The sequence below is a fragment of the Methylophilus sp. TWE2 genome, assembly GCF_001183865.1.
Taxonomy (GTDB): domain Bacteria; phylum Pseudomonadota; class Gammaproteobacteria; order Burkholderiales; family Methylophilaceae; genus Methylophilus.
In genome coordinates, this window is record NZ_CP012020.1 from 448,027 (window position 1) to 466,652 (window position 18,626).

24 protein-coding genes are annotated in these 18,626 nt (G+C 42.8%); 15 read left to right on the forward strand and 9 right to left on the reverse strand.

Annotated elements, in window-relative coordinates; translation table 11 throughout:
- Positions 1 to 4: 4 nt before the first annotated feature.
- From ACJ67_RS02045 to ACJ67_RS02055, 3 genes are read right to left on the reverse strand one after another with little or no spacing between them, the layout of a single operon-like run.
- A complete protein-coding gene (locus ACJ67_RS02045; RefSeq protein WP_049637680.1) occupies positions 5 to 220 on the reverse strand; it encodes a hypothetical protein in 216 nt (71 codons plus the stop codon).
- Positions 221 to 253: 33 nt separating this feature from the next.
- Positions 254 to 682 (reverse strand): BON domain-containing protein, encoded by a 429-nt coding sequence (locus tag ACJ67_RS02050; protein ID WP_049637681.1) that lies wholly within the window; start codon positions 680 to 682, stop codon positions 254 to 256.
- A complete protein-coding gene (locus ACJ67_RS02055) occupies positions 679 to 1,233 on the reverse strand; it encodes a hypothetical protein (RefSeq protein ID WP_049637682.1) in 555 nt (184 codons plus the stop codon). Before ACJ67_RS02055 ends, ACJ67_RS02050 begins: the two co-directional genes overlap by 4 nt.
- 237 nt (positions 1,234 to 1,470) lie before the next feature.
- Between ACJ67_RS02055 and ACJ67_RS02060 the strand changes: the two genes are divergently transcribed.
- The 3 genes from ACJ67_RS02060 (at position 1,471) to ACJ67_RS02070 (ending at position 3,547) form a co-directional block, all read left to right on the forward strand.
- The gene (locus ACJ67_RS02060) at positions 1,471 to 2,121 is read left to right on the forward strand and encodes a PEP-CTERM sorting domain-containing protein (protein WP_049637683.1); all 651 of its coding nucleotides are present in this window, start codon (positions 1,471 to 1,473) and stop codon (positions 2,119 to 2,121) included.
- A gap of 143 nt (positions 2,122 to 2,264) precedes the next feature.
- Positions 2,265 to 2,918 carry a BON domain-containing protein gene (locus ACJ67_RS02065; protein ID WP_156171626.1) on the forward strand — a complete coding sequence of 218 codons (654 nt, stop codon included), beginning with the start codon at positions 2,265 to 2,267 and terminating at the stop codon, positions 2,916 to 2,918.
- 113 nt (positions 2,919 to 3,031) lie between these two features.
- Positions 3,032 to 3,547 (forward strand): sterol desaturase family protein, encoded by a 516-nt coding sequence (locus ACJ67_RS02070; RefSeq protein ID WP_197080647.1) that lies wholly within the window; start codon positions 3,032 to 3,034, stop codon positions 3,545 to 3,547.
- A gap of 22 nt (positions 3,548 to 3,569) precedes the next feature.
- Here the strand turns inward: ACJ67_RS02070 and ACJ67_RS02075 are convergent, their stop codons facing one another.
- Positions 3,570 to 4,940, reverse strand: coding sequence for a cyclopropane-fatty-acyl-phospholipid synthase family protein (locus ACJ67_RS02075; RefSeq protein WP_197080648.1), 1,371 nt, complete (start codon positions 4,938 to 4,940; stop codon positions 3,570 to 3,572).
- A gap of 32 nt (positions 4,941 to 4,972) precedes the next feature.
- Entirely contained in the window at positions 4,973 to 5,305 is a 333-nt protein-coding gene (locus tag ACJ67_RS02080) for a hypothetical protein (RefSeq protein ID WP_049637685.1), read from the reverse strand.
- Between the two features lie 213 nt (positions 5,306 to 5,518).
- Here ACJ67_RS02080 and ACJ67_RS02085 point away from each other — a divergent pair, with 213 nt between their 5' ends.
- On the forward strand, positions 5,519 to 6,244 hold the full coding sequence (locus tag ACJ67_RS02085) for a Crp/Fnr family transcriptional regulator (protein ID WP_049637686.1): 726 nt from the start codon (positions 5,519 to 5,521) through the stop codon (positions 6,242 to 6,244).
- A gap of 57 nt (positions 6,245 to 6,301) precedes the next feature.
- Here the strand turns inward: ACJ67_RS02085 and ACJ67_RS02090 are convergent, their stop codons facing one another.
- Entirely contained in the window at positions 6,302 to 6,679 is a 378-nt protein-coding gene (locus ACJ67_RS02090; protein WP_156171627.1) for a hypothetical protein, read from the reverse strand.
- Positions 6,680 to 6,855: 176 nt separating this feature from the next.
- Here ACJ67_RS02090 and ACJ67_RS02095 point away from each other — a divergent pair, with 176 nt between their 5' ends.
- Complete coding sequence (locus ACJ67_RS02095) at positions 6,856 to 7,557, forward strand: Crp/Fnr family transcriptional regulator (protein ID WP_049637688.1); 702 nt, start codon at positions 6,856 to 6,858, stop codon at positions 7,555 to 7,557.
- Positions 7,558 to 7,708: 151 nt separating this feature from the next.
- On the forward strand, positions 7,709 to 7,918 hold the full coding sequence (locus ACJ67_RS02100; RefSeq protein WP_029148275.1) for a hypothetical protein: 210 nt from the start codon (positions 7,709 to 7,711) through the stop codon (positions 7,916 to 7,918).
- A gap of 409 nt (positions 7,919 to 8,327) precedes the next feature.
- On the opposite strand, the gene ACJ67_RS02105 is transcribed toward ACJ67_RS02100, so the two are convergent.
- The gene (locus ACJ67_RS02105) at positions 8,328 to 9,197 is read right to left on the reverse strand and encodes an ImmA/IrrE family metallo-endopeptidase (RefSeq protein ID WP_049637689.1); all 870 of its coding nucleotides are present in this window, start codon (positions 9,195 to 9,197) and stop codon (positions 8,328 to 8,330) included.
- The gene (locus ACJ67_RS02110) at positions 9,197 to 9,583 is read right to left on the reverse strand and encodes a helix-turn-helix transcriptional regulator (protein ID WP_049637690.1); all 387 of its coding nucleotides are present in this window, start codon (positions 9,581 to 9,583) and stop codon (positions 9,197 to 9,199) included. Before ACJ67_RS02110 ends, ACJ67_RS02105 begins: the two co-directional genes overlap by 1 nt.
- Before the next feature lie 247 nt (positions 9,584 to 9,830).
- On the opposite strand from ACJ67_RS02110, the gene ACJ67_RS02115 reads away from it, so the two are divergent.
- From ACJ67_RS02115 to ACJ67_RS02140, 6 genes are all read left to right on the forward strand, one after another.
- Positions 9,831 to 10,055, forward strand: coding sequence for a DUF2188 domain-containing protein (locus ACJ67_RS02115; RefSeq protein WP_049637691.1), 225 nt, complete (start codon positions 9,831 to 9,833; stop codon positions 10,053 to 10,055).
- A 3-nt stretch (positions 10,056 to 10,058) separates the two neighbouring features.
- Positions 10,059 to 11,051 carry a CBASS cGAMP-activated phospholipase gene (locus ACJ67_RS02120; protein ID WP_049637692.1) on the forward strand — a complete coding sequence of 331 codons (993 nt, stop codon included), beginning with the start codon at positions 10,059 to 10,061 and terminating at the stop codon, positions 11,049 to 11,051.
- A 2-nt stretch (positions 11,052 to 11,053) separates the two neighbouring features.
- Entirely contained in the window at positions 11,054 to 12,196 is a 1,143-nt protein-coding gene (locus ACJ67_RS02125; protein WP_049637693.1) for a cyclic GMP-AMP synthase DncV-like nucleotidyltransferase, read from the forward strand.
- On the forward strand, positions 12,193 to 13,821 hold the full coding sequence (locus tag ACJ67_RS02130; protein WP_049637694.1) for a ThiF family adenylyltransferase: 1,629 nt from the start codon (positions 12,193 to 12,195) through the stop codon (positions 13,819 to 13,821). Before ACJ67_RS02125 ends, ACJ67_RS02130 begins: the two co-directional genes overlap by 4 nt.
- Complete coding sequence (locus ACJ67_RS02135) at positions 13,821 to 14,288, forward strand: Mov34/MPN/PAD-1 family protein (RefSeq protein ID WP_231587226.1); 468 nt, start codon at positions 13,821 to 13,823, stop codon at positions 14,286 to 14,288. Before ACJ67_RS02130 ends, ACJ67_RS02135 begins: the two co-directional genes overlap by 1 nt.
- A 239-nt stretch (positions 14,289 to 14,527) precedes the next feature.
- A complete protein-coding gene (locus ACJ67_RS02140; protein ID WP_049637696.1) occupies positions 14,528 to 14,722 on the forward strand; it encodes a hypothetical protein in 195 nt (64 codons plus the stop codon).
- 169 nt (positions 14,723 to 14,891) lie between these two features.
- Here the strand turns inward: ACJ67_RS02140 and ACJ67_RS02145 are convergent, their stop codons facing one another.
- The gene (locus ACJ67_RS02145; RefSeq protein WP_049637697.1) at positions 14,892 to 15,218 is read right to left on the reverse strand and encodes a hypothetical protein; all 327 of its coding nucleotides are present in this window, start codon (positions 15,216 to 15,218) and stop codon (positions 14,892 to 14,894) included.
- A 303-nt stretch (positions 15,219 to 15,521) separates the two neighbouring features.
- Here ACJ67_RS02145 and ACJ67_RS14785 point away from each other — a divergent pair, with 303 nt between their 5' ends.
- The 3 genes from ACJ67_RS14785 (at position 15,522) to ACJ67_RS02155 (ending at position 18,605) form a co-directional block, all read left to right on the forward strand.
- Positions 15,522 to 15,854 carry a hypothetical protein gene (locus ACJ67_RS14785; RefSeq protein ID WP_156171629.1) on the forward strand — a complete coding sequence of 111 codons (333 nt, stop codon included), beginning with the start codon at positions 15,522 to 15,524 and terminating at the stop codon, positions 15,852 to 15,854.
- 212 nt (positions 15,855 to 16,066) lie between these two features.
- Positions 16,067 to 17,119, forward strand: a complete 1,053-nt coding sequence (locus ACJ67_RS02150; protein ID WP_049637698.1) for a glycosyltransferase family 2 protein — start codon at positions 16,067 to 16,069, stop codon at positions 17,117 to 17,119.
- Positions 17,112 to 18,605: a glycosyltransferase family 39 protein gene (locus tag ACJ67_RS02155; protein ID WP_053092876.1), complete on the forward strand. Its 1,494-nt coding sequence runs from the start codon at positions 17,112 to 17,114 to the stop codon at positions 18,603 to 18,605. Before ACJ67_RS02150 ends, ACJ67_RS02155 begins: the two co-directional genes overlap by 8 nt.
- The last annotated feature ends 21 nt before the right edge of the window (positions 18,606 to 18,626 follow it).

Sequence of the window (18,626 nt, forward strand, 5' to 3'; positions counted from 1 at the left end):
GATGTTAATGGTATTTGATGTCTTGTACCGAGTCGGCAAATGCATTGATTTGCTTATTCGCTTCCTGTTTGTTAATACCGTATATATGCTGTAATTTATCGACGAGTAATTCCCGTTTGCCGGCAATGTCATAAATATTGTCTTGTGTTAGACGCTCCCAGTTGTCGAGAATCACACATTCAAGTTCTATCCAATGATCTTGTATCAGTCGCCATTCCATGGTTTTCTCCTTAGCGTTCGAATATCCATATCCTCATGTAGAGATGATCAAGAGGTTTTCCACTTTTTTGACCCCTGCAGTATGTCTGCAAATATCCGAGGCTTTTTCGCTCACAGCAAGTGAATTAGCATAGCCTGTTAAGGTGACTATGCCTGACCTGGTTTCTACGCGTATGGTCGTATCCATTAGTAGCTTTTCGTTCTTAAAGGCTTTGTTTATTTTTTTTGTAATATATGCATCAGATAATGCGCTCTGTTCCCCCCAGATTTCCAGCTGAACAGGATGTTCCCTCTGATTATGCTCTGTACCGTCTGATTGCCGGTGAGTTTCAGCAATCGGTGCAGAGGTCGCGCCAGGGTCGCTGCAAGCAGATAGTGCGATACAGAACATTGCAGTCATCTGCATTCTAAAATTAAGCCTCTGCTTAAAGGCACGATCAAGCATCATCGTTGGCAAGCTCATGATGGGAGTATCTTCAGGTCGCAATAGTCATGCGCTGAGTGATGCATCACCTCTGCCACAATTGCAGTTTGCTCAATCGAGTAGGTCATCACCGAAAGCTTGATTTTCTTCTTGCTCATAAGCATGCGTATCCATTGATAGCTCCTGGCAGGAAGCTGCGAAAGCCGATGATGATTTGCCCGGTCATCTTTCATCATTGCTCCCACCAACATTCCTGTGAGGGTGCCTATGATGACGCCTGAGCATAGCAAGAACATGGTTGAAACACCCCATTTCGAATGTAATAGACTCTTATCCATAATAACCAAAGCCAGCTCTACCAGGCAGGCCAAAAATATGCCATTGATAGCACCAATACAAGACATTAGCAGCAGCCTTTCACCGAGATAACTAGGCTGAGTGTTTGGCTCTAACCCACATGTATTTGTTAGATGCTTGGTAATTGAAATCTGTGACTCAAGTATTCCTTTTTCAATTAGGGCATCTTTCGCTAAGCGAGCATTTAGCATCTGTTCGAAGACCCCAGAAATATGGTGACGATATGAGTTCATGAGGCGCCTCAATCAACGAAATAATAGTGGTCACCATAATCAAAGATTTAGCGCGCTGAGTCTGTTCGCTACCGAACCAGAAACGCTCATAAAAAACTAGACGGGACATGCGTCAATGATAGAGCTTGATACTGGCTAAACGTGCGTCAACGCACAGAACAGGCTTTTTCTTTACGTGAAGATGTAGCCAGATCAATGACCCCATTGCTCTATCATCACCCTTTAAAGGAGCACATTATGCACGCTAATATGAAGCACTTTCTGGTTGGATTCGCCTTCACAAGTGGTTTGGGACAGGCCTACGCGACCCCACTCTTAGTCAACTTACCCACAGCAAATGTAGACATTGTTGCTTCTGGATTTGGGGGAACTTTGCTGGATAGTGCCACCACGTTGATCAGTAACGCCAGTTACAATGGCACTGCCCGTGCTGCAGTTTACAGTACTGCTACTGGCCTCGATTTTTATTATCAATTTACAAACAATGCCAGTTCGCAAAACGGCATCAACCGCATGACGGCTTTCGACTTCAGCAGCCTGGGTAATGGAGTCGTAAATGTTTATCAAACAGCCACCGGGTTTGATATGTTTAGTAATGGGACGGAAAACTCACAGTATGCTGATCGCACGATGGCAGGCGTGATAGGTTTTAACTTCTCCCCCGTTAGTATTGCTGATATTCCCCCGGGAACGACTAGCTTTATTCAGATAATTCGTACCAGCGCTACCAATTATCAGCCAGGTAACTTCGGCATTCTTGATGGGATTGGTTCTAATGCAGCGGGCTTTAGTCCAACAACGACAGTCCCTGAGGCTTCCACATACGGAATGATGTTGCTAGGTTTGGGGTTGCTAGGGTTGATTAGTGGTAAACGGATGAAAGATTAATTTCTAATAATCATTGGTTATGATTCCATAAAGCGCCTTTCAACCGGCGTTTTTTTGCATTAAACAGCCTGCAATGTACGCTATCGCACTGAGCCGCACCGACGATGGAGAGACCATGATGACTCAATATACCGCTGGAGAACATGGTGAAAGCAGACTTGCAAGTCCAAGAAGATGTGATGAAAGAATTGCACTGGGAGCCTTCAAAGAATGCTGCGCATATAGGGGTTGAAGTCCACGAGGGCATCGTCACCCTGTCAGGGCATGTAGACACTTTTGCCCAGAAATGGCGTGCTGAAAACGCCGCAAAACGTGTGCATGGCGTGAAAGCCCTGGCGATAGACATACATGTTCAATTGCTAGCTGGATCCGAGCGTTCAGATGCCGATATCGCCAGATCGGCAAATAATGTGTTGCGCTGGTCTAACGATTTGCGTGATAACTCTGTACAAGTCATGGTCGAGAATGGCTGGATCACTTTGACGGGTTTTGTTGAATGGGCATACCAAAAAAAGAATCTTGGATATGCAATTTCTAACTTGTTGGGTGTGACTGGGCTTAGTAATCAATTGAAAATAGAGCCCAAGGTTACCTTGAAAAACGTGAGGGATGACATTGAGCAAGTTTTAAAACGGAGAGCATTGGCTGAATTAAAGCATGTTTCCATTAAGGTCAACGGTACAGAGGTGCTGCTCTCAGGTCATGTGAGCAGTTGGGAAGAGCGTGAAGCCATTCACCACTCTGCCTGGAACACACCTGGTGTCCAAAATGTAATCAATGAGATTAAAGTCGCCTAGCGCAGGGCGCCATAAAATGTATGCCATCTCCACTGCAAAAGTTACTTATCATAAAACACAGTAAAGTTGCCTATGTGGCGGACTTCGCCTTGTACTTTCTCTTGATTGGCTGGATGACGACTTCCCTGATTCTATTCCCGGTCAGGATGTCAGCGCTCTCTATTGTCGTTTACATAATACTTGGCGGTTTCAGCTGGACGCTGATGGAATATGTATTGCATCGTTGGGTGCTACATCAATGGCCTCCCTTTTGCGAATGGCATCACGAGCATCACCGGCAACCAAAGGCATTGATTTGTACAGCCACGCTAGTGAGCTTAGGCGCGATTGCATTGACCGTCTACTTGCCGCTGTATTGGGCAGCCTCCGCTGAAGTGGCAACGTGCTTTACACTAGGGTTATTAATGGGCTATCTCGCTTATGCCGTCACACATCATGCGATCCACCACTGGCCCAACTCAAGGGTCGCATGGCTCAACAACAGGCGGGTGATTCATTGTTTGCATCATGCATGCCCCCATCACTCTTTTGGGGTGACGTCTACCGTTTGGGATAGGGTGTTGGGCACTCGCCTCACACCCCTCACACCCCCTGCCGTCAAGGGACTTGAAAATTCGGCGCGTGTCTAAATTGCAGCGCGAATACTCCTCTTTAGAACTGCAAAATGGCTGGGCGAGTGGGCGATTTTACTGACATATAGTCTCTGGTGAGCGGTTGCTTCATGTGATCAGAAGCTCGGTGGCCAACCAGTATCTGGTAAAGACCCAAGTGACCGTTTTCAAACGATAGGCGGCTTGCAGTCATATAGGATAACCAAATTCGGAACGTTGCCTCACTGACATGCTTAAGTGCATGCTCGTGTTGATTAACCAGCTGTGAAATCCAGTTCTTTAAAGTCAAGACGTAATGTCTGCGCATTGACTGCACATCAATGATTTCAAATTCCGCTAACTCCATCAGCGTTTGAATATGACTGATTGTTTCCAGTTGTCCATCCGGAAATACGTAACGGTTGACAAAAGTATGACCAAGATTATTTGGCCAACCCTTAGTATCACTAGTGATGCCGTGATTGAGGAAAAGGCCATCACTCGTTAACAAGTGCCGGATAGTCTGGAAATACGCAGCCAGATTTTTGATCCCCACATGCTCAAACATGCCCACACTCGCAATTTTATTGTACTGGGCCTCGCCAGGGATATCACGATAATCTTGTAACTCCACGGAGACACGTCCTACCAAGCCTGCTTTTCTGATCTGTTGCTGAGCATAGTCGTACTGTTGCGAGCTCAATGTGACGCCATGCGCTTTCACACCATAGTATCTGGCGGCATGGAGGATAAGTGCGCCCCAGCCACAACCCACGTCCAGAAAAGCATCGCCTCTCGTCAACTGTAGTTTGCGGCAGATTAAATCGAGCTTGGCGGTTTGGGCGCTAGCAAGGTCTTGTGTCTCGGTGAGAAAGTAAGCACATGAATAGACCATCCTCGGATCGAGCCACAACGCATAAAACTCGTTTGAGACATCGTAATGAAATTGAATGGATCGCTTGCTTTCGTTTCGGCTATGCGTAAGTACCGCTTTTGCGGTCGCTAAATGCGTGAGTTGAAAAGGCCTAAACGAGATCGGTTGCCTTACTTGCTTGATGAGTTGATCGATTAGCGCCCGGCCTTTCAGCCGCCAATCGAAGTGCAACCGGTTAAATTGCTCTCGCAAGGCCAGCAAAGCTGCCAGGTCACCTTCTATGTCCATCTCGCATTTAAAATAAGATTCGGCAAATGTCAGGGGGTCTTTGCGCTTTAGAAATGACTCAAGAATGGCAGACGTATGAAAAATCAACACAAAAGGGCTGCCATTCACTGGCGGTGCTTGCATGCCCAGATTGACGCGCTGGCCATCCCATAACTGTATTTGCAAATGGCCATCAAATTGATCAAAGATGCTTCTAAGCATATTCACCATTGAAGCGGAGGGGTCTTCAGCCCACACTTTAAAAGTCAGTAGCTTTTTGACAGGTTTCATTTGTACCCTCCGCGGTTCGAAATGAACTCAAGCTAGTATTTGCTGCCGTTTGTCGCATCCCTGTCATTCACCTCGGGATTATCCGTGGTAGTACCCAGTGCTTTTTTATTCATAGAGCTGTTGTGTGTATCCTTATCAACTTTCTCCAAGTTGATCGTGCCATTTTTTTGCTTGATTTTATCGAAGCGATCTTCATGAAACTTTAGAAACTCGGCTTTTGAAATTTCTCCATCGTTGTTTCTATCCATTTCTTTATACTGAAGATGGCCTTCACAGGAGTTGGGTTTCATATCGCGAGCCTCAGCTAATATGCTTTGACTGCTTATAAGGAGAATAATGAGTAGCGAGGAGAGTGTTTTAGTCATGATGGTTCCTAATAAAATATGAGCAGATGAAATTAAAATGCAGGCTTAACTCTGTCGAGGTTCGGAGCATTCAGGTAACAGATTAATGCTTGCTCACACAATACTCAGTGCGCTAACGTACGTTGGGCAGACAAGTGCTTATGTACGATATCGTACATAAGCGTATAGTGATTTCTTCTATGATGTACAGACTCATAAATCAAAGAGATCACTATGAACTCATTCAACGCTCCGAGCCAAAATCTTTTGCTCAATGCATTGCCAGAAGTGGATTATTTGCGGATCAAAGATGCGCTCGAATTTGTAGTCATGCCTTTAGGGCAGGCTTTGTATGAGTCTGGAGGACATTTAAAACACGTCTACTTTCCAACGACTGCCATTATCTCTTTGCTGTATGTGCTGGAAAGCGGTGCCTCTGCAGAGATCGCAGTAGTAGGCAATGAGGGAATTTTGGGGATTTCACTCTTTATGGGAGGCGAAACGACGCCAAGCAGGGCTGTCGTACAAAGCGCGGGCTTTGGGTACAGGATGCGAGCCAGTTTTTTGAAACAGGAATTTAATCGTGCAGGACCCATGATGTACCTATTATTAAGGTATACACAGGCCTTAATTACTCAAATGTCTCAAACTGCCGTGTGTAATAGACACCATTCGATTGAACAACAATTGTGCCGATGGTTATTGTTGAGCCTGGATAGATTATCTTCAGATGAGCTGAACATGACACAGGAATTGATCGCCAATATGCTAGGGGTTAGGCGTGAAGGAGTCACTGAGGCCGCCGGTAAATTGCAGCGAGCGGGCTTGATTGAATATACACGAGGGCATATCCGGGTGCTTGATCGTGTCAAGCTGGAGAAAACCGTCTGTGAATGCTACCAAGTTGTTAAGACTGAGTTTGACCGCCTGCTCCCTGACATGCATAGGCATCATCAATAGCCGCTGGTCCAAAACTTGCAAGCTGTGATTTCCCTATCCACCCGGAGTAGCTGGCTGCTACGGTTTACGGTCGCGATTGATAATGTTTGATCCCAGCACTGCTGCACCTAGCCCCAGTATCGTCATGCAGGAAAGGATACTGATGGCCATAATGACATACCACTGTGTATAGGTGTACCAAGCCGGTGAAACCGTCATCCATAAAGGGAAAAACAAGATGTACAAGCCAAGAAGCAGTCCTATTCCTCCGCCATACATCACGCCATGCCATCCCTCAACCCATATTTTGGTTCTCAGGACAGCAGGCTGCTTGGGGTCATAAGGCTGAAATTTTCCCCGCTTGACGCCAGCACTTTCCGATGTATTTAAATAATGGGAGTGCTCGCCATTTAGCTTCAAGGTATTCATCGTCATTAGTCCAAGTCTTCGTTTCATAATCATCCTTTATACAGTCAGTTTTTGAGCTTATTTAGGTCTCTCATAAAAGATCATTATAGGCTTGAGACACTGTGCATCCGTCTGCCAGCACACAGAGACTCATCTCTTCTCATAACTCACTGCATGTGTGCAATCGAACAGAGGCACATGCAGGATTCTGCTATTTTTTGATCATGAAAGGCCATCCTAACTGTAATCAGCTGATAGAGTCATTAGATAGTCATTGTCATCATCAGCTTTTTAAACATGGCGGCTGGGTAGAACTGACATCCGGTCAAAGATTGAATACGCCAGGAGAAGCGACCGAGTACGCTTATTTCCCTACTGGAGGCGTGATTGCACTGATGATGCAACAGAATATGAAAAAACAGATGGCACTGGCTCTCGTAGGTGCTGAAGGCATGGTAGGCATTTCGCATATCCTTGGAGTGGATGCGGAGTCCTATGCATCCATAGTACTTACTCCTAGCAAGGCTTTCCGTATCAAAGTCAAACAGTTGTACGGGATCAAGCTCAAAAATAGTACTTTTTGCCGAGTGCTGGATAAATATGTGGCTGTCATGTATGCACGTTTTGCACAAGCCATTTTATGTCACAGCCAGCACAATGTGCAGCAACGCATGGCCAGTTTACTTCTCACCTACAGTGACTGTGCTTCTGCTCTAGAGTTTGAAATGACACAAGCCCTGTTGGCCAATTTGCTAGGCGTGCGCCGCTCTGGTATCAACAATGTAGCCATTACCTTACAGCAGATGCAGATTCTGCAATATAGCCGTGGTCATATGCATATCATTAACCGAGCATCATTGCTCAAAGAGGCATGCCAATGTTATGCCAACGACAAAGATACATACACGAGATGTTTCGCCATATAAACATGCATGCACGCAATCTTGGATAACGTAAGAAAATAAATTAACGACCAGTACAGAGTTTTATTCCTTTGCTTGACAATAGAACACTTCCGATGCTGGCTAAGACTATGATCGCAGCAATTAAACTTTATACATATAAAGGATACTGAAAATGAATACACTAAAGGCTAAAACCTGTTTTTTAATGATGGATAACAAGTCATTAAAGAAACCACTTGAGACTTCATTAAACAGATCCAAGAACGATAAAGAAAATATTTCGTCTCCCCAGGCCCAAATAAAAACAAGTTATGGACATACAACAGCTGATGTTGAGAACCAAATTCTAGATTGGCTGAAAGAGATTAAAAATGAGATATAAAAGTGACCGTCAATGCCTTGAATCTATTAAAACGTTATGGGACTGGTAACTTATTGATTCAGAATAAGTTGATACTTTAATTCCGAGAAAGTACAAAGCAATGTTATTTTCCATAAGAAAAGGGCCTCTAAAAGCTAATTTAGAGGCCCTTTAAATTACGTATTAATTAAATCGCTATTTGATAAAACTTAGGTTTAATTAACGCGAAATAAACGACGCTAGTGTTTGACAATGAAACCGTAACCTCCACCTATGGTTTTAATGGGTTCAATTCTGTAATTAAGATTAGTAGCAGCTTTTAGAACCGTAACTTCGATGGTGCATTGATCATTTTTGGCGATGAGTATGACAATAGAACCGTAACTTTGACTCTAGATGCGCTTAAATAATGAATTGAGCATACGGCATACTATCTTTTTTTTACTCTCTTACTCCACTCTAAAACTCCGCTCAACTCAGTTAATCCCTCGTCATCTTTCACTTGTGCTCCGAATCTATCATATTCTTTTTCGGGTAAATCTTCGTGGTCGAACCACAGTAAAGAAATAGTTGTATCAGAGGGAGCATAGTGTCTGGAAAGCTCCCACATATCGAGCCCATCCTCCCAATTTTCAAACCAAATATCTTGAGCAACTTCTCCTACTTCTGTGGAGTTCAAGTTATTTGCTCGGATGCTGTGTGCAATTGACCCTTTAGGAATAACAGAGCCTGATGATATCCATGCTCGGGCTTGTCGTAAGCTGGCTGATCTAGCAGCATAACGAACAGCACCTCTTTCCATGGTTACAAAAGCACAAGGCAACGGACTTAATGTGGCGAATCTTGATGCAGTTGCTGGAAAAGAGGTATTAAACAATTTAGCCATATGTTGAATGAGCTCTAAAGATGGTTCTTTACCAGGGAGATTGGCCAGCCATTGCTTGTAGGGCATTAAGAGCTCTGCTGCAAAGGTATCACAGCATATTTCGTTAGGATGTCTCTTGGCTATGGAATACGATGGAATTTCTTCATGGCTTGATTTTAAATTTAAAACTACATGTGCGATTTCATGACAAACAGTAAATCTTTGGCGTTCTTCGCTTTCTAAAGAGTTAACTACAATGATGTGTTTTCCATTGGGCTTAGTCAAGGTGTAACCTGATGCGCCCTCTTCCATAGCTTCAAATTTAACTTTGGCATTTATTGCGGATATGTAAGGGTCTAAATCTTCTCGAATATTTGAAACATCTACCTTGGAAACAAACTCACGAGCAATCGAAATTACATCCGCTTCATCCATTAATCGTCCTCTTCCCCAAAAAGAATAGTTACTTTATTTATTAATGTCTCAGGATCTGGCCTTGTGGTTCCTCTGTGCCTAATTCCGGCTGCACCTACAAAAATATCGAATGAAACTGCGGGATTGTTTAAAACATATTCAACTAACTCTGGATCTGTATCTGGGTTATTAGCAAGCCATTTTATGATGAAAGCATCTCGAGTGGATGGTTTGAGGTATTTCAGTAATTTCTCTATTACGTCTTCAGAGGGGTTCGTCTTTTCTCCAGTTTCTAACCTATAAATATAAGCATGATCAATTCCGGACAAAGTACCAAATTCTCTTACAGAGAAGGTCCTGGTTTCCCTAAACCTCTTTAATGCTAAACCCAAGCCAGTTGTAGGCATGTCTTCCTTTCAAATTAGAGCCTTTTGATACAAAAACTCAACAATAAAAAATGCTCAAAAAATACTTGAAAAGTAGAAACTCTTCTGATAGTGTGTTGTCTAGCTGGACAACACACTAAGTTAATACATGATTTTTACCTATATATTCATGTTTTTTTTGTTGTTCAACTGAACAACGTTATTGTGCAGCATTCATTAGCGCATGACAACATAAAGCGTGAATTTGTTCAATTGAAAGGAGTACGAAATGGCAGGAAAAAATCAGCATGTAGTGCCTCACTCAAACGGTTGGGCGGTAAAAGGCGCCGGCAATCAACGTGCTACCTCGACGCATGGCACTCAGCAAGAAGCAATTAATGCTGCACGAGAGATTGCGAAAAACCAACACTCGGAATTAGTAATACATAGACCTGATGGCCGCATCCGCGACAAAGATAGTTTTGGCAACGACGACTTTCCACCTAGAGGGTAAATAATGGACAGCATTCCCACCTACCACGTGTTAGCGCTCTCTGGCGGTGGTTACAGAGGGCTCTATACGGCGACGATTCTAACCGAGCTTGAAAAAGCGTTTGGACAGCCTATTGCCAAACATTTTGATTTGATATGCGGCACTTCGGTAGGGGGAATTTTGGCACTGGGATTGGCAAACGAAATTCCAGCGTCAAACCTCAAACTTATGTTTGAAGATGAAGGAAAAACCATTTTTCAAAGCAGAAATTTGATCCGTAAAGTTTTCGGCTACTGGGGTTGTGCTAAACACGATAATAGTGGATTAAAAACTGTATTAAAAAAATATTTTAATGACACAACTCTTGGTGAGTTAAAGCATAGAGTGTTTGTACCATCCGTTAACTACACCACTGGTCGAGGACAGTTTTTTAAGACTCCCCATCATAAATCATTCGAGATGGATCATCGGATGTCTTTAGTAGACGTTGCTTTGGCGACAGCAGCTGCACCAGTTTACTTTCCACTATTTAAACATTCTCGTGGTGTATTCGCAGATGGTGGGCTAGTTGGAAATTCACCTGGTTTTTTTGGATTACATGAAATTAGGCAATTTCTGGCTCCAGATCAAAAAGTACGAGTGCGAGTTCTCTCGATTGGCACTATGACAATTGGGGCAACTGTTGGTGGTGACGTTTCGCTTGACCGTGGATTTGGGAAATGGCGAGGTGACCTTTTTGATTTGGTGATATCGGCTCAAGAATCGTCAGTCGACTATATGTTGAGACATGAATTGAAAGACGACTATTTCAGGATAGATGACCAAGCCACACCAGATCAAAGTGAGGATGTTAAGGATTTAGATCGTGTATCAAATGCTGCAACGAATACATTAAAGACAAGAGGGATGCATGCTGCGCAAAAGGCTCTGGGAGATGCGAAGTTTGCACCCTTCAGAGCGCACTTAGCTTCACCTGCGATTTTCTTTCATGGCCCACGAAAAAATTTTAAGGAGTGATTATGCTGAATTTGAGCCCATTATTTTTCACAACACTGGAACATGAGTCCTGTTTAGTCACTAACCTTGATTTAAAGGCTACTCAAGTTGATCTAATTTCGAGAGTCAGGACAGACGTTAGAAATTGTTTAAGAAATGGTATTCCTAGAGTGCTCAGAAAAATGGGATATACGGATGATATCCCGACCCCGCGTTTTTTTACTCAAGGCTCTTGGGCTTATAAAACATTAAACTCGCCAGCTAAACATCCACAGCAGGCAGATGTTGATGATGGATGCTATCTTCCCCTTAGCTTCGTGTCTCAAACCAAAAAGCCTAGTAAAGCGGCTTCAGTGTTTTTTCGTGCCGCAGAGGAGGCGTTAACTGACTTAGTCAATGAAAGAAACTGGAAGCTCATCACGGACAAACCAACCTGTATTCGAATTGAGTTTTCAAATTTTGCGCACATAGACATTCCCCTATATGCAATCCCTGACAGCGAATTTCAAACGCTGGCCAAATTGGCAATGGAGAGATTTGGTTATGCCTCATTTGCTGAAGCACTAGCTACTGTCGATCAGGACATTTGGACCGCGCTACCTAAAGACCAGGTTTTACTGGCCCATCGCGAATGCGATTGGAAAGCTTCTGACCCAAGGCCTGTTAAAGATTGGTTTCTAAATGAAGTAGATGTCAGAGGGGAACAATTACGCAGAATCGTAAGATATTTGAAAGCACTACGTGACTGGAAATGGGGCAGTGGTGGACCATCATCGATTTTATTGATGGCAGCAGCAGCCCCACTTTTTGTTAAACATGACCGCCGGGATGATATTGCACTTCTTGAGGTTCTAGCAAAATTACCTCAGAGATTGAGAGCTGGAGTTAATAATCCTGTCGATGTTTCAGAGTCGTTAACAGACCGCCTAGGCCCTGAAGGCGTTGAAGAAGCGGCACTAGCATTTGGGGAGTTTGAAAAAGCTCTCCGAGGCAGTGTACATTCCAGCAGTCCTTCACAAGCATGTAGCTGGATGTGCAAAGTTTTTGGTACTCGATTTCCTAATGAGCCAGATCGGATCGTCGTTGTAACTGTTGTTAGTACTATATTAGCCACCCCTGCAACTCCTGGTCCAAGTGAACTTGTTGGTAGAATGAAGTCGGGATGAGCAAGGTAGTTAATATTTCTGATTTGATTGATGCTTTCATTCTTAAGGGGTTCCAATATGAAGGCAAATCAGATGATGGGTGGCACAGGCTGAATGGCTGCCTGTGCCCTCCTAGTGATACTGACACATATAGTTGCAATATTGAGATAGATCCAAATTTCATAGATTTACCTCGAATTCAATTAACAACAATCCCGCAACAACTTCCTCAAATCAATCCTCACATTGGTGACGATGGTAATCTTTGTTATTTGGCAAAGGGAGCTGTTGTTCTAGATATATTTGATCCAATTGGACAAGCTTTAGCTTGTTTAGCGCGTGCTGAAAATGTTTTAGGGCAGATTCTCAATCAGGAAGTTGTTGATGATTTAATTGAAGAATTCAACGCGTATTGGAGTGGCACTTTTTGTTTCCTAGATTTGGAGAATGACTGGTTAGGTTTTCAGAATTGTATTTATGCGGAAAACAAAACATCCGAATTCTTAATCGTCACAGACAACCCTGAGAGATCCTACAAAAAGTTATCCAGCTTGGATATCAAGAAAAATGAAAGTTACGTCTTAACGTATAAGTTAAAAACTAACGCATTGCCAAGACCATTAAGTAAAAATTGGCCACCCAAAAATGTTAGTGAAGTTCTTGCCTGGCAAAGTTTGCTTGATTCTCGTTCTAGAAAAAAAATACTTCAGCGAATTAATGAAGCAATCAAGTTATCAGCAAATTGTGTCTTGATTATTATTGAGTCGCCTACTATAACTTACGGCTTTGGTGTCTTTTTCAAGAAAGATAAAGGTAAAACGAAAGGACATTACTCCTCACTAAAAGGTCGGATTTTTGATATGAATATTCAGCCAATTACAATTATGCGAATCGATGATAAATATCTTTCTCAACGCAATATTCCAAAATTGAGAACTCTTTCAGGTAAGAGGATTGCGATGATTGGTTGTGGAACAATTGGAGGGTATTTAGCCGAAATGCTTGTAAAAGCTGGTGCAGGCACTTCTGATGGAAAGCTAATTTTAATTGATGGTGACATTATTCTTCCAGAAAATATTGGTCGACATCGATTGGGCTTCCCTCATTTACTTACTAATAAAGCGACTGCGTTAACTGAAGAGCTCAAAAGACTCAGTCCAGGTTCAGACATTCAAGCTCTTCCTATAGATGCTAAACAAGCCTCTTTGGAAAATATTGATCTATTAATAGATGCTACTGGTGAGGAGGCTTTGGGTCACTGGCTGTCTAATAAATATTCGAATTTGACTACCATGTTATCAGTATGGGTAGAAGGTCCTGGCACGGCAGTTAGAGCATTATTGAAATCAAATAATGCTGGAGCCTGTTACAGGTGTCTTTGGCATAGCAATAAGAAGGGGAAGCTGCGTTCAGTGACAACTCAATTGCCTATGGACATGGCCGGTAACGGTTGCGAAGGATTGTATGTTCCATTTCCTGCGCATGTATCAGTTAATGCGGCCTCTTTAGCTACTGAAATGACATTAGATTGGGTAAATGGAATTTCCACACCATCACTTAGAACAAGATTAACAGATACATCATTTGAATTGGCAACACCAGATTGCAACCCCCTAGTTGATTCAGACTGCCCAATATGCAACTAATGAAGTCTTGGGCATCCGAAGACAAGAAAATACTTTTGTACTTTGAAGATAGCGTAATTATTGCATTTACAGATCATATTCAATTTTCTGATACTCAATCCGAAGCGGGAGGGATTCTGTTAGGATCACTCCATGCATCTAATTTATTAATTAGTACCGCTACAAAGCCGAGCAATAGAGATAAACGGTCTAGATTTCTTTTTGACCGTTTTCCTGATGTACATCGATTAGTGGCTCTAAGTTTATGGATCAAAAGCAAGGGGACTCTGCGTTACTTAGGTGAATGGCATACCCACCCTGAAGATTATCCAACGCCATCAAATCTTGATAAAGTTGAATGGAAAAGAATTAGCGCTTCTCGTAAAGATAAAAGGCCATTACTCGCTGTTATCGTAGGTAGAAAGGCATTGCATGTAGAATTAATTCATGCAGATGGAGCTAATATTATTATGTATCCAATCGAATAATGCGTCAGCCACTGCAATACAGTAGTAGTTCATTATCAGAACATAAGTTGGATCAACTTACCTAGAATAGCAAGTTGGCTTAAAAAGCTGCGTTTAATTGTTTGTTGGGTACAACGATGCCTAGCCGGAAATATCAAAATGTGTTCCCATCGCTACTCAAGATACAAGAAATGGTTCAATAACTAAAAAACGGACTTCCAAGTCCGATGTGTTATTTCTGCTTAAGGGAAGGGATTGAGATGCAATTCTTTGTTCATTTCATAAAAAAAGACAAACCAAAGCCGAAGCAATATCCGCATGCGGTGTTAACCCAAGATAATTGGGATGATTTCGGTTATAAAACTACATTTCATGTTGTCTTGCATCTTTCAGATACCCATGTAGAAGATCTTGGTAGCATAAAAATTATTGAATCGGATAGAACCTCTGGCTAAGCCTGTTTCAAAAGATAAATCCAAGGTTATCTGGCATGGCCATTTCGAGGCTACAGGAGCCTCAGACGAAGATGCGAAAAGAGTGGTAACGGGTATGTACAAAGCTGGATTAGAAAATCTTAAAAAGATTTCAGAAACTAAATAGGAAACTCAGGGGCTTAAAGCCCCTTTATCGTTCTTCATACTCATTCGTATATGACTTAACAACCTGACCATCTATTGAAAGGCCAAGATCAAACTTGCTGATATCGGGGAGATTTTGGAATGGGCCAGATGGATCAACAGACCTGTAGCTCAAACATAGATATATCGTTGGGGTAATCATCAGATCGTAGCGTTGAGCATAGGTGAAGGTCGTCGAAACATCACTCTCAGCAAAACCGAATGTCTGCACTGCATTCCTAGCAATCGACCAATCGTGGTTTTGGCATGATTGAACAATCGAATTTTTAATTATTTCAAATATTTGGTCTGCATTTTCTTCCGGTTTCAGCATTTTTATTCCAGCCTTTCTTAATGTCAGTTAACTGACCTAATCTGCTTTATCAAAGTTGCTTCAACTCGCATGAATTTTTTGTTTGGGGCATCCACCTAAAGTGCTATTTGGATTTCATTCTGCAAAAAATGCATAAATCATTTGTATAAATTTAATTGATCCTGCAAAAAATGCAGAGCTACTAATCAAAACTACAGAATTTCTTAGTAATTAGGCCGATCTCGGCTTGGCATTTAATTTGCTAATACACAGGAAATATTAGCGCAGCAATTAATTGCCACACACCAAAAACAAAACTAAGAAATGACGCATGTCTTATTAAAATTTAAAGTAGTAACAGTAATGTTGGTTTTAGCAACATTGATAGCAATTCCTGTCATCGGCTCCTTTATGTGTATATCCGATGATGTTGTCACGCATACACATGGCTCTGAGACTCACGAAATTGTAAATACTGCCATGGGTGAATTAGGTGAGCACTGTTGTGATGATCACACTCACCATGATATTAACCTGATTGGTTCTAGCTCCTCCTTGAGTACGCTTTCTACAGCAGTGCCAGGATATAAACGCCCAGACAATGAAAATCTAATCCCTCATCCTTTAATCGAGTTCGATAAACCGCCGAGTTTTTAATGTATTTCGCCCCTTTGGGGCTGATCTATATTTAATTAACTGAGGTGGACAATGATTATTTTTATAAATCGGCTGGCTAATGATGTGTCTGAAAAGGCTGCTGCAGCTAATTCTTTAAGCCAATTCTGCAGTGAACCAGCAGTAACGATGGCACCAAATTTGAGTATCTATTCCCGGATAAACCAACGAACGGTTCAAAGGGAGGACTTCAAATGAATGCCAGTCTAGATAATTCCCGTTTCCGTGCGCAGATAGAGTCAGGAATCCCTGACATCCATCCCAGCAGACTTTTATTATCAATAGTCGTTCCGGTATTCAATGAGCGTTCAGTCATTCAACTCTTTATCGCTCGCTTATACACCGTACTGCTCCAAATTGATTACAAGTTTGAGATTGTATTTGTAGACGATGGAAGCACGGATGGCACAACAGAGTTTCTTCAAAAACTTGCCTTTCGACATGGCTATATCCGCTTGGTAAAGTTAAGTCGGAATTTTGGTAAAGAGGCTGCCATGACGGCTGGTCTGGATCGAGCTCATGGTGATGCAGTAATTCTTATTGATGCTGACCTGCAAGATCCTCCAGAATTGATTCCAGACATGATTGCTGCCTGGCAACGTGGAGCTGATACCGTAGTTATGCGCCGCAGCTCCAGGGCCGGGGAGAGCTTTCTAAAACGTGCGTCTGCCCACTGTTTTTACAGATTACTCAACTTCTTAAGCGAATTATCAATCCCGGAAGATACTGGTGACTTTAGGTTGCTAAGCCGCAGAGCAGTAGACACCCTTTCAACGTTACCTGAGCGCAGTAGATACATGAAAGGCTTATTTGCATGGATTGGACTACCTGTCGAAATCATTAACTATAACCGTGCTCCCCGTGCCGCTGGAGAGACGAAATGGAGCTTCCTAGGGCTATGTCGATTGGCGATGGAGGGGATCGTTTCATTTTCAACCATTCCTCTTCGTGCAGTGACCTGGCTAGGAGGCATCGCCGCATTAGGGAGTGTTGCCTTTGGTATATGGGTTGTCTGTAAAACATTCTTGTTTGGCGAGCCGGTGTCTGGTTATCCATCCATTATTGTCACAGTGACCTTTATAGGCGGTGTTCAGTTAATTTCTATAGGGCTTCTTGGTGAATATATGGCCAGGATCTACGTTGAGTCCAAGCAACGACCAATCTATGTGATCCAGGATGAGTACAGCGTCAATCCGGTAACCCAAAGAGATGCCTCTGCATTCAACGCAGGAGGCCATCATGCTTAAAGACTCTACAACGCTTATTAAAATTGTTGTGGTATTGGTTTTGTTGAGAATTTTCAGTATGGTTTATTTTCCATACGCGGATACAACGGAACCGAGATATGCAGAAATAGCCAGGATTATGGCTATTACAGGAGACTGGATCACTCCATGGTTCGAGTCTGATAAACCGTTCTGGGGAAAACCTCCCTTGTCATTCTGGTTCCAGGCAATATCTATTAATGCCTTCGGTGTGGAAGAATGGACCGCACGCTTTCCTTCTTTAATAGTTACGCTAATCACGGTTTGGGTAATTTTTAAATGTGCCATAGAGTACGCCGGAAATCGTGCTGCCTATTGGGCGGTGGCCATCTATGCAACTTGCGCATTGCCATATGCCTCTGCAGGAGCAGTGCTCACTGATCCTTATCTGGCTTTAGGCACTGTTCTTTGCATGGCTGGTTTGCTATTCCCCTCTGTCAGTTGGAGGATTGCAGGCTTCATTGGATTGGCTATAGGTTTGCTATCTAAGGGACCATTGGCTCTAGTGTTGGTGCTTGGACCAATCTTAATGAGTTTGCTTGTTTTTCGTACCAAGTTTTGGCCTCCAATCCAGAAGCCTCTCCTGCTTATGGGCTCATTATTGGTCATGGCACTAGTTCTACCATGGTACATATTGGCTGAGATTAAGACTCCTGGTTTCTTGGATTACTTCATCGTTGGTGAGCACTTTAGAAGATATGTAGACCCCGGCTGGGCTGGAGACATTTATGGATCTGCGCATGTCAAACCTTACGGTAGCATCTGGCCATTGTGGATAGAAGCCACTTTCCCTTGGGGGGTCGTCGCTATCATTGCAGCCGTAAATGTATTCATAAAGGGACGTGCCAAACTTTATCTGGAAAATATCACTAAAGACCCAGTGACTTTCTATTACGTTAGCTGGGCAATATTCTCGATGGTGTTTTTCACATTTGCTGGGAATATTCTTTGGACTTATATCCTGCCAGCGATTCCGCCATTTGCGATTCTCTTTGGGAAGAAATTGTCTGAATGGAGTGATACCTCGAACAACACAATCACCTCGATCATGGGGATCTGGTTTTCAATATTCGCCGTACCACTTGGTATCTTCATTGCAACGGTTAATATCTCTGAAAACCCTTATTTGGTTAAAACTGAAAAAATGCTGATTGAGTATCCCAAAGCGATAGGTTTAGGATATCAGGACCTCTGGTATATCAACGAAAGACCATTTTCTGCACGGTATTACTCAAATGGGAGCGTTAAACTAATCAATGTGGATGATTTTGATCAGATGCTAAAACTTCATCCATATGATGAGTTATTCCTGGCAGTACCATTTGGGATTATGTTTGACTTCCAAGAAAAACATCTCGATGAAAAAGGGATCAAGTGGGAGTATGTAACTAAAGGGCATAGTAAAAGATTTGAGTTGCTTCACATTCATAAGACTCAAGTGCCGGGCAAGCTACATCATCCGTTATAAAAAAAGCCCCTGCAATGCAGG